Source organism: Brevundimonas sp., from assembly GCF_024711105.1.
Lineage (GTDB): Bacteria > Pseudomonadota > Alphaproteobacteria > Caulobacterales > Caulobacteraceae > Brevundimonas.
Genome location: NZ_JANJTL010000085.1, coordinates 1 through 9,746 on the forward strand (window position 1 = coordinate 1; position 9,746 = coordinate 9,746).

Consider the following 9,746-nt stretch of genomic DNA (forward strand, 5'->3'; position numbering starts at 1 on the left):
ACCTTGCCGGAATAGATCATGCCGGGCTCGGGCTCGGACACGATCGACGAGATCCAGTTCTTGGCGGCGTCGATCTTTTCCTGATCCGAGGCGGCGATCTTCACCGTGCCGTCGTCGTCGATGTTGATCTTGGCGCCGGTCTTTTCGACGATCTCGCGGATGATCTTGCCGCCGGTGCCGATGATGTCGCGGATCTTGTCGGTCGGAACCTTGATGGATTCGATCTTGGGCGCGTACTCACCGAGTTCGGTGCGGGCGCCGTCGATGGCCTTGTCCATCTCGTCGAGGATGTGCAGGCGGCCGGCCGAAGCCTGGGCGATCGCCTTGCGCATGATCTCCTCGGTGATGCCTGGGACCTTGATGTCCATCTGCAGCGAGGTGATGCCCTCGCGCGTGCCGGCCACCTTGAAGTCCATGTCGCCGAGGTGATCCTCGTCGCCCAGGATGTCCGACAGGATGGCGAACTCACCCGACGGCTCGAGGATCAGGCCCATGGCGATGCCCGAAACCGGACGGGCCAGCGGCACGCCGGCGTCCATCAAAGCCAGCGACGAGCCGCAGACCGTGGCCATGGAGGACGAGCCGTTGGACTCGGTGATCTCCGAGACCAGGCGGATCGTGTAGGGGAAGTCTTCCTTGGTCGGCAGCATCGGACGGATGGCGCGCCAGGCGAGCTTTCCGTGACCGATTTCGCGGCGGCCGGGCGAGCCCATGCGGCCGGCTTCACCCACTGAGTAGGGGGGGAAGTTGTAGTGCAGCAGGAAGGATTCCTTGTAGGTGCCCTGCAGGGCGTCGATCCACTGCTCGTCCTCGCCGGTGCCCAGGGTGGCGACCACGAGGGCCTGGGTTTCACCGCGGGTGAACAGGGCCGAGCCGTGGGTGCGCGGCAGGATGCCGACTTCCGAGACGATGTCGCGGACCTTGTCGAGCGGGCGGCCATCGACACGGCGGCCGTGCTCGATGATGTCGCGGCGCAGGACCTCGGCTTCGCATTCCTTGAAGGCCGTGCCGAACTTGGTGGCGTCCACGCCGTCCGGGTTGGTCTCGGAGGCGAGCAGGGCCTCGGCGGCCTTCTTCTTGGCGGCGCCGACGGCGGTGTGGCGGTCGTACTTGCCCTTGTGGCCGTAGGCGGCGCGGATGTCGTCGCCGACCAGTGCCTTGATCTGATCCACCACGCCCGAGACGTCGTCGGCCTGGAAGTCGAAGGGCTCCTTGGCGGCGTGCTCGGCCAGCTCGATGATCGCGTCGATCACAGGCTGCATCGACTTGTGGGCGAACACGAGCGCGTTCAGCATCACGTCGTCGGCCAGTTCCTTGGCCTCGGACTCGACCATCATGAGGGCGTCCTGGGTGCCGGCGACGACGAGGTCCAGCTTGGACCCGGGCCCCTGGTCCAGGGTCGGGTTGAGGACGAACTCGCCGTCGATGTAGCCGACGCGCGCGGCGCCGATCGGGCCCATGAAGGGCACGCCCGACAGGGTCAGGGCGGCGGAGGCCGCGATCATGCCGACGACGTCCGGATCGTTCTCCAGGTCATGCTGGAGGACGGTCACGACGACCTGGGTCTCGTGCTTGAAGCCCTTGACGAACAGCGGGCGGATCGGACGGTCGATGAGGCGCGAGACCAGGGTCTCTTTCTCGGTCGGCCGGCCTTCACGCTTGAAGTATCCGCCCGGGATCTTGCCTGCGGCGAAGGTCTTTTCCTGGTAGTTCACGGTCAGCGGGAAAAAGTCGACGCCGGCCTTGGGGGTCTTGGCGAAGACGGCGGTGGCCAGCACCACGGTGTCGCCGTAGGTGGCCAGGACCGAGCCGTCAGCCTGACGGGCGATGCGGCCGGTTTCCAGCGTCAGGGTGCGACCGCCCCATTCGATGGTCTTGCGCTTGATATCAAACATGAATTTCTTCTTTCTTGTCCCGCGGGCGGATTCCCTGCGGGGGCGGACGGGCGGGAGGTCAGTCCTTCGGTCCAGTAAACCGCCGACCCCCATGGGACGGCGACGAATGAGGACCGATCTGGCCCTCGCGAATGGCGCCGGGACGCGGCGCATGTGCGAAGGGGGCCCGGGGGCCCCCTTTCAGAGACTGTGCCTTAGCGGCGCAGGCCCAGCTTGCCGATGATGGCCGTGTAGCGGCTCTCGTCGGATTTCTTGAGGTAGTTCAGAAGGCGACGACGCTGCGAGACCATCTTGAGCAGGCCGCGGCGCGAGTGGTTATCCTTCTTGTGGGTCTTGAAGTGCTCGGTCAGGTTGGCGATCCGTTCGGACAGGATCGCGATCTGGACCTCGGCTCCGCCGGTGTCCCCTTCGGAACGGGCGTTGTCGGCGATGACGGCGCTCTTGCGCTCGGCGGTGATCGACATCGTGGTCTCCTTATTGGAGGTTGAAAACGCGGTCCGGCTCGAGCCGTCCGGCCTTCAGGCTGCACAGGGCGACCAGGACATCTCCTTCGAAGGCCGAAACGGTCCGGGATCCGGCGGGGAGCCGGGCCTTCAACGCTTCGACTTGTCGGGGGAGCAGAACGATCGGCCGACCCTGCCTCAGCCGGAAGGCGTCTTCGGGCGTCACGGCCAGGTCCGGGATGTCGTCCAGAGCGGTCGCGACGGGAAGCAGGCCTTCCGAGGCGGCGCCCCTATGCACCAAATCGGCCAGAGAATCCAGCCCAATCGCCCGATCCAGGGTGAAGGGGCCCACGCGCTCTCGCCTGAGCGCCGAGACGTGGCCCTCCGCGCCGAGCGCCAGCGCCAGGTCGCGCGCCAGTGAGCGGATATAGACGCCCTTGCCGGTGCGCACCGTGATCTCGACGTGGTCGGGATCGGGGGCGTCGGTCACCGAGGCCTCGTAAATGACCACCCGGCGGGCCTCCAGCTCGACCGCGACGCCTTCGCGGGCGAGGTCATAGGCGCGCTCGCCGTTGACCCGGATGGCCGAAAAGGCCGGCGGGACCTGGTCGATCTCGCCGACGAAGGCTTTCAGGGCCTCGGCGACGGCGTCAGGGGTCGGGCGCACGTCCGAGCGGCCTGTGACCTCCCCCTCACGGTCAAGCGTGGAGGTCGAGACGCCCCAGCGGATCGAGAAACGGTAGACCTTCTCGGCGTCCATCAGATGCGGGACCGTCTTGGTCGCCTCGCCGAGCGCGATGGGCAGGATGCCGGAGGCCAGCGGGTCCAGGGTGCCGGCGTGGCCGGCCTTCTGGGCGTCAAACAGGCGCCGCACCTTCGAGACCGCGTCGGTCGAACCCAGCTCCAGCGGCTTGTCGAGGCAGACCCAGCCGTGAACGGCTTGGCCGCGCTTGCGGCGGGCCATCAGTCGTCCTGCGCCTCGAGATCGCGGCGCACGCGCGGGTCGTCGAACAGCCGGTCCATCCGGCTGGCGGCGTCGAAGCTCTCGTCGTGGCGGAAGCGCAGGTCCGGGGTGAACTTCATGTCGATGTGCCGGCCCAGAACGCCGCGGAGAAACTTCGCGTGCGAATTCAGCGCCTTGATGATCTCGTCCGTGTGTCCTGCGCCCGGCGCGTCGGCGACGCCCGCGCCCAGGGGCTCGACGAAGCAGGTCGCGTGCTTGAGGTCGGGGCTCATCCGCACTTCGGTGACGGTGACCGAGACGCCCTGCAGCGCCGGATCGTGGATCTCCTCCTCGCGAAGAACCTCGACCAGGGCGTGGCGGATCAGCTCGCCGGCGCGCAGCTGGCGCTGGCTGGGTCCGGTCTGCGGGCGATCGTTGCGGCGATGACGGCTCATGGGGCGCGCGGTCTAGTGCGGAGCGACGGAGGAGTCCAGTTCGCCGGTCAGTAGCGGGGCGGGGGCAGGGGGCCCTCGCCGCTGACGTCCCGGGGATCGGGCTGGGTCCATTCTCCGCGGTACCGATACTCCAGGGTCGTGCAGAGAAGCGGCGCGCCGGAAGCGCCACGGCCGACAGCGTGCATGGTGATGTCCCTGAGCGGCCGCACGCGTCCGAACACCAGAAAAACCTCCTGAGCTCCCGGACACAGCACGCGCCCAAGCGCCGCCCCGGCGCCGTCCGTCTCGATCCGGTAGACGTTTGATTCCGAGGCCCCCGCCGGCAGCGCCGCGCGCAGCTCTCCATCGGTCAGCCCGCCGCGATCCAGCGCCGCCGACCCCTCTCCCGCCGTGGAATAGAGCCGCTCGACCCGTGTGGCCCCGAACCAGCCGCGCTCCACCTGCAGGGTGATGCCTCGCGTCAGCAGCCGCGCCGAGTTGCCGGCCGGGTCGTAGGCGTAGAAATGCTCTTCGGCGAGCGCTGGCCCGGCAAGGGCCGAGGCGGCGGCGGCGAGTGTCACGATCAGGCGCATGGAACCTCCATGTCGGGCCGGGACGGCGGATTTTGGGCCGCCGCCCGCCGTGGACCTAGTCGAGGGTGCGCGCCACTTCCTCGAGCGTGAAACACTCGATGAGGTCGCCGACCTTGATGTCCTGGAAGCCCTGGAAGTGCATGCCGCACTCGTAGCCGTTGGTGACCTCGGCCACGTCTTCCTTGAACCGCTTGAGCGTCTGCAGCGTGCCGAGTTCGAGCACCACCACGTCCTCGCGGACAATCCGGACGCGGGCGCCGCGGCGGACCACGCCTTCGGTGACGCGGCAGCCCGCGATCTTGCCCACCTTGGAGATGTCGAAGACCTGCAGCACCTCGGCGTTGCCGAGGAAGGTCTCGCGCTGAATCGGCGACAGCAGGCCCGAGAGCACGCCCTTCAGGTCGTCGAGCAGGTCGTAAATGATCGCATAATAGCGGATCTCCACGCCCTCGCGCTCGGCCAGGTCGCGCGCCTGCTTGGAGGCGCGGACGTTGAAGCCGACGATCGGCGCGCCGGCGCCCTTGGCCAGCATGACGTCGCTTTCGGTGATGCCGCCGACGCCCGAGTGGATGATGCGCGCGCGCACCTCGTCGGTGGCCATCTTGTCGAGCGAGCCGATGATGGCCTCGCCGGCGCCCTGGACGTCGGATTTCAGGACGAGCGGCAGCTCCTTGAGCTTCTTGTCCTGCAACTTGGACATCCTGTCGGTCAGGGACACGGCAGCCACCGACGAGACGGAGGTCTCACGGCGTTTGCGCTCGCGATACTCGGTCAGCTCGCGGGCGCGGGCCTCGTTCTCGACCACGGCGAAGGCGTCGCCGGCCAGCGGCGCCTCGTCGAGACCCAGGATCTCGACCGGCACGGACGGGCCAGCCTCGGTCAGCTGTTCGTTGCGCTCGTTCAGCAGGGCGCGGACGCGGCCCCAGGCGGAGCCGGCCACGACGATGTCGCCGCGCTTCAGCGTGCCGCGCTTCACCAGGACAGTGGCGACGGGGCCACGGCCCTTGTCCAGCTTGGCCTCGATGACCACGCCATCAGCGGTCCGGTCCGGATTGGCCTTCAGGTCGAGGACTTCGGCCTGCAGCAGGATGGCCTCGATCAGATTGTCCAGGCCCTGGCGGGTCTTGGCCGAAACCTCGACGGTCTGGGTGTCGCCGCCCAGGCTTTCGACCACGATCTCGTGCTGGAGCAGCTCGTTGATCACGCGGGTCGGATCGGCGTCCGGCTTGTCCATCTTGTTGATGGCCACGATCATCGGCGCGCCGGCCGCCTTGGCGTGATTGATGGCCTCGACCGTCTGCGGCATGACGCCGTCGTCGGCCGCCACCACCAGCACCACGATGTCAGTCACGGTCGCGCCGCGGGCGCGCATGGCCGAAAACGCCGCGTGACCGGGCGTATCCAGGAAGGTGACGCGCTGGCCGTTCTCCAGCCGCACCTGATAGGCGCCGATGTGCTGGGTGATGCCGCCGGCCTCGCCGGAGGCGACGTCGGAGGCGCGCATGGCGTCGAGCAGGCTGGTCTTGCCGTGGTCGACGTGGCCCATGACGGTCACGACCGGCGGGCGCGGCTTCTGCTCGCCGGTGTCGGTGTCGTCGGTGGCGATGAAGCCCTGTTCGATGTCGGCTTCCGAGACGCGGATGACGTTGTGGCCGAACTCCGAGGCCACCAGCTCGGCGGTGTCGGAATCGATCACGTCATTGATCTTCAACATCATTCCCTGACGCATCAGGAATTTGATGATGTCGACGCCACGGGTCGCCATCCGGTTGGACAGCTCCTGGACGGTGATGACATCGGGAATGACGACGTCGCGCACGACCTTGGGGGCCTCGGTCTGGCCGCCGCGGCGCTTTTCCTTCTCGCGTTCACGGGCCCGGCGCACCGAGGCCAGGGAGCGCATGCGTTCGGCGGCGTCCTCGTCCCCTCCGGCCAGGGCCTGGATGGTGAGGCGGCCTTCGCGGCGCTGGGGCGCGCCCTTGACGCGGCTGACGGCCTTGTCGGGGGTCGAGCCGGCCTTACGGCGCCGATCCAGATCATCCATGTCGGACGGGCGGCGGTCACCGGTGCGGGGCCCGGGCCCGCGCGACGGACGGGAGACCTCCGGCGTGGCCGGGGCGGCTTCCGGCGTGGCGCCGCCGCGATAGCCGCCGCCTGGACGGGGGCCCGAAGGACGCGGGCTGAGCGCCGAATAACGGACAGGTTCACCCTGACGCGGGGCGCGAGGGCCGCCGGGACGGTCGCCGGACGGGCGCGGGCCGCCCGGCCGCTCGCCCGAGGGCCGGCCGGCCAGGTTTCCGCCCTCTGAACGAGCAGCGTAGGTCGGGCGCTCGCCGCGATCGGGACGAGGCGTGCGCTGGCCATAGCCTTGCGACGGCTCGCGCGGTGCGCGCTGACCGAAATTGGCGGTCGGACGGCGTTCCGGCGCGGGCGGGGCCGGGCGAGGTGCGGGGGCCGGCGCGGGTGTCTCGACGGCCGGCTGCGGCTTGGGCTCGGGCGCGGGCTTGGTCTCTGCGACCGGTTCAGCCGGGGCCGGAGCCGGCGCCGGCGCCGGCGCAGGCGCAGGCGCGGCGGTCTTGCGGGCCTCACGGGCGGCCCGTTCCTCGGCCTCGCGGCGGGCGCGTTCGCGCTGGGCCAGCTCAATGGCGCGCTGGCGGGCTTCCTGCTCCTCGCGCGACAGGCCGCCGGCGTCGGCGGGCGCTGCGGCCGGCTTCGGAGCCTCGGGCGCCGGAGCGGCCGGACGCGGACGCGCGGCGACGTCGAAGCCCTGCGGCTGCGGGCGACGATCGCCCGGAGCGGCGCCGACGCGGCGCTTAGTCTCGACCACGACGGTCTTGGAGCGACCATGGCTGAAGCTCTGGCGAACCACCCCGCTGGACACGGAGCCCGCCTGACGCGGCCGCAGGCTCAGCGGCGCGCGCGGCCCGCTCGAGGGCGGCGCGGACGTCGGCTGTCCGTCGGTCTTGGGCTTGTCGTCGTTGTTGTCGCTCATTCCGTCGCTTCGTTACGCCCGGGACCTTCCCGAACTAGTCGTCAAACAAAAAAGCCGGCCGGGCGCGTTTCAGCGCCCGCCCGCCTCAAGGTCGCCCGCGCCAACTCGGTGGAAGGAGCGGGCGAAATCCTGCGAGCCGCCGAACCTCGTCCGTCCAGCGCTCAGCTCGTCGCCCCGCAAGGAGGACGTGGTGTATCGCATTTTCGAGGCCCAAGGCCAAACCCAAATCCTCGCTGGTGAAACAGCCGCAGAGCTGGGGTTCGGGAGACTGGCGCCGGGCGGCCGAAAGCAGCTTGTCGCGACCGTCCTCGGATCCGTCCGAGGCCTCGATCAGCCAGGCGGCCTTTCCGGACTTCGCCGCCGAGGTCGCCTTGTCGAAGCCCGAGATAAGAACGCCTTCGCGCTTCGCAAGCCCGAGCTGGTCCAGGCAGCGCCGCGCCAGCAGCCGCTCGACAAGGTCCGACAGGCCCGGGGCCGGCTTGAGGGACGCCTTGGCGGAGCGGGCGAAGAGGTTCCTGCGAACCGCCTCGTCCAAGGCCTCTCGCGTCGCCTCGACCCACATGCCCCGGCCCGGCAGCTTGCGGCCGAGATCGGGCGCGACGCCGCCTTCCGGATCCGCCACGAAGCGGATCAGGCGCGCCTCCTCGAGCACCTCGCCGGAGACGAGGTCCTTCCGTTCCCGATTTTCGGCCGATGTCCTGCTGACCAAGACCGGCGCTCCCGAGAGGGGCGTTACGCCCTCTCGTCGTCTCCGGCGTCGCCTTCGGCGACCGGTTCGGCCTCAGCCTCGGCGAACTCCTCGCCTTCCGCGTAGGCTTCCTCGTCCTGGCCGGTCTCGTACTCCGGCTCTTCCTGCGGAAGCTCCGAGGCGTCGATCCAGCCGGCGGCCACGCGGGCGCGCAGAATGAGCATCTCGGCGTCCTCAACCGACAGGTTGAAGCTCTCGAGCACACCCGGCACGCGCACGCGCTCGCCGTCCTTGAACTCGAAGCCGCCGCGCACCTCGTCGGTGGCCAGGTCGGCCAGGTCCTCGACCGTCTTGACGCCGTTCTCGCCCAGCGAGACGGCCATCTGCAGGGTCACGCCGGGGACTTCCAGCACGCCGTCCTCGACGCCGAACTCCTTGCGCTTGGCGTCCAGCTCGGCCGCCTGGCGGTCCAGCCAGTCGCGGGCGCGGGCCTGGATCTCCTCGGCGGTCTCCTCGCCGAAGCCCTCGATCTCGGCGACCTCATAGGCCTCGACGTAGGCGACGTCCTCGACCGTGGCGAAGCCCTCGGTGACCAGCAGCTGGGCGATGACCTCGTCGACGTCGAGCGCTTCCTGGAACAGGGCGGTGCGCTCGGCGAACTCGCGCTGGCGACGCTCGCTATCCTGGCTCTCGGTGATGATGTCGATCTGCCAGCCGGTCAGCTGGGAGGCGAGGCGGACGTTCTGGCCGCGGCGGCCGATGGCCAGGCTCAGCTGCTCGTCCGGCACCACGACCTCGACGCGACCCTCTTCCTCGTCGATCACGACCTTGGACACTTCAGCGGGCGCAAGCGCGTTCACGATGAAGGTCGGCTCGTCGTTGTTCCACTGGATGATGTCGATCTTCTCGCCCTGCAGCTCGGCCACAACCGCCTGCACGCGCGAGCCGCGCATGCCGACGCAGGCGCCGACCGGATCGATCGAGGAGTCGTTGGACAGCACCGCCATCTTGGCGCGCGAGCCCGGATCCCGCGCGGCGGCGCGGATCTCGATCACGCCGTCGTAGACCTCGGGGACCTCCTGGGCGAACAGCTTGGCCATGAAGCCCGGATGGGCGCGGCTGAGCATGATCTGCGGGCCCTTGGTCTCGCGCCGCACGTCGTAGATGTAGCTGCGGATACGGTCGCCGATGTTGAACAGCTCGCGCGGGATCGACTGGTCGCGGCGCATCACGCCCTCGCCCCGACCGAGGTCGACGATCACGTTGCCGTATTCGACGCGCTTGACGGTGCCGTTGACGATCTCGCCGACGCGGTCCTTGAACTCTTCGTACTGACGCTCGCGCGCGGCCGCGCGGACCGTATGCATGACGACCTGGCGGGCCATCTGGGTCTGGACCCGGCCGAATTCGAAGGGCGGCAGGGTCTCGACGTATTCCTTGCCGATCTCGGCCTCGGCGTCGGTCTTGCGGGCGATCGACAGGCGCACATAGGCGTCGTCGTTGAACATCTCGCCCTCTTCCTCCGGCTCCCAGTCGTCGGCGACGACGGTGACGTGGCGGGTCAGGGTCAGCTCGCCGGTCTTGACGTCGATCCGCGCGCGGATGTCGTGGTCGGCGCCGTAGCGGGCCTTGGCCCCCTTCACGATCGCGTCCTCGATGGCCTCGATGACGATCTCCTTGTCGATCGCCTTTTCGCGGGCGACCGCATCGGCGATCTGCAGCAGTTCGAGACGGTTTGCGGAAACGCCCGTCAGGCTC

8 protein-coding genes are annotated in these 9,746 nt (G+C 69.1%); all 8 read right to left on the minus strand.

Translation table 11 applies throughout. From position 1 onward, the window contains the following. Nucleotides 1–1,895 (minus strand): polyribonucleotide nucleotidyltransferase (gene pnp / locus Q0M60_RS06225; RefSeq protein ID WP_296817352.1); only part of this gene is annotated, 1,895 nt, incomplete at its 3' end. Between the two features lie 194 nt (nt 1,896–2,089). Continuing rightward, on the minus strand, nt 2,090–2,359 hold the full coding sequence (gene rpsO / locus Q0M60_RS06230; protein ID WP_296817355.1) for a 30S ribosomal protein S15: 270 nt from the start codon (nt 2,357–2,359) through the stop codon (nt 2,090–2,092). Between the two features lie 10 nt (nt 2,360–2,369). Next, nucleotides 2,370–3,302: a tRNA pseudouridine(55) synthase TruB gene (truB, locus tag Q0M60_RS06235; RefSeq protein WP_296817358.1), complete on the minus strand. Its 933-nt coding sequence runs from the start codon at nt 3,300–3,302 to the stop codon at nt 2,370–2,372. After that, entirely contained in the window at nt 3,302–3,736 is a 435-nt protein-coding gene (gene rbfA, locus Q0M60_RS06240) for a 30S ribosome-binding factor RbfA (RefSeq protein ID WP_296817361.1), read from the minus strand. Before rbfA ends, truB begins: the two co-directional genes overlap by 1 nt. Before the next feature lie 47 nt (nt 3,737–3,783). Next, nucleotides 3,784–4,308, minus strand: coding sequence for a hypothetical protein (locus Q0M60_RS06245; RefSeq protein ID WP_296817363.1), 525 nt, complete (start codon nt 4,306–4,308; stop codon nt 3,784–3,786). 55 nt (nt 4,309–4,363) lie between these two features. Further along, nucleotides 4,364–7,300, minus strand: coding sequence for a translation initiation factor IF-2 (infB, locus tag Q0M60_RS06250; protein WP_296817366.1), 2,937 nt, complete (start codon nt 7,298–7,300; stop codon nt 4,364–4,366). Nucleotides 7,301–7,385: 85 nt separating this feature from the next. Continuing rightward, entirely contained in the window at nt 7,386–8,009 is a 624-nt protein-coding gene (locus Q0M60_RS06255) for an RNA-binding protein (protein ID WP_296817368.1), read from the minus strand. A gap of 23 nt (nt 8,010–8,032) precedes the next feature. Further along, entirely contained in the window at nt 8,033–9,742 is a 1,710-nt protein-coding gene (gene nusA, locus Q0M60_RS06260) for a transcription termination factor NusA (RefSeq protein WP_296817371.1), read from the minus strand. Nucleotides 9,743–9,746 lie beyond the last annotated feature (4 nt).